Annotated in this window: 1 protein-coding gene; it reads right to left on the minus strand. The window is 43.0% G+C overall.

From position 1 onward, the window contains the following. On the minus strand, positions 1-1308 hold a 1308-nt coding region (locus tag U2718_RS14550; RefSeq protein ID WP_411813293.1), incomplete at both ends, for a polysaccharide biosynthesis protein.

The raw sequence follows: 1308 nt of genomic DNA on the forward strand, positions 1-1308 counted from the left end.
AATAAACAACTCTTCAAATAACTTCTCACCTGGACGCAAACCAGTAAAGACAATTTCGATATCTTTGTTGACTTCATATCCACAAAGACGAATTAACTCCTTTGCCAAGTCAACTATTTTTACTGGCTGTCCCATATTCAGCATCAACACTTCACCACCATGCCCAATTACCGCTGCTTGCAAAACTAATTGCACTGCCTCCGGAATCGTCATGAAGTAACGGCGGATTTCCGGATGGGTTACTGTGACTGGGCCTCCTGCTAAAATTTGTTTTGTGAAAGTCGGAACTACGCTACCACGACTGCCCAAAACATTACCAAAGCGTACAGCAACATAAGGTAAGCCACTTTTTTTTGCTGCTTGCAATACCAACATTTCTGCAACTCTTTTACTTGCTCCCATCACATTGGTGGGATTGACTGCCTTATCTGTAGATATCATCACGAAATGTTGAACTTTGTATTGCAGCGCCAAATCCACTAAATTTTTTGTTCCCAGTACGTTGTTAGTAATTGCTTCTGGGGAATTTAATTCCATCAGAGGAACGTGCTTATGGGCTGCGGCATGAAAAATCACATCTGGTTGGAATCGCTCAAAGGCGTGTTGAAGGCGATCGCGGTAACGAATATCGCCAATGAAGACATGAAGACGAGGAGCATATCTTGCGGATTTACTATTTGTTGTCAAGACTTGGACTAGTTGTTCTAATTCCTGTTGAATATTGAATACAGAATTCTCACCGTGTCCCATCAGCATCATTTCGGCAGGACGACATTTGTAAATTTGACGGCAAAGCTCACTACCAATCGAGCCGCCTGCACCTGTAATGAGTACTCTCTTGCCAGCTAAGAATTCGGCAACTCGTCCAATATCTGTCTGTATTGGTTCACGCCTGAGTAAATCTTCAATCCGCACATCACGAATGCTATCCACTCTTACCCGCCCATTCAGGATTTCATGTATTCCTGGTAAAGTACTGGTTTGAATACCAGTGGCTTTGCAAATATCAACTATTTCTCGAATCACACCTCCTGCAACTGTTGGCATGGCAATGATTACTTTGTGAATTTGCAAAGATTTGACAATATCGGGTATTTTGTGGCGATCGCCCACGACAGAAACGCCATGAATGTGTGCATACAGTTTTTGTGGATCGTCGTCAACAAAGGCAACTGGATAAAAACCCTGTTGAGGATTTGTTTGCATTTGTTGTAGTAGAGTGACTCCGGCTTTACCAGCCCCAACGATCAGCACTCGCTGTGAGGGGTTAAATACTGCTCGTTTTTGGTGAGTTCTTTCTACTGCTTT

It is taken from the genome of Chlorogloeopsis sp. ULAP02, assembly GCF_038404745.2.
Classification (GTDB): domain Bacteria; phylum Cyanobacteriota; class Cyanobacteriia; order Cyanobacteriales; family Nostocaceae; genus Chlorogloeopsis.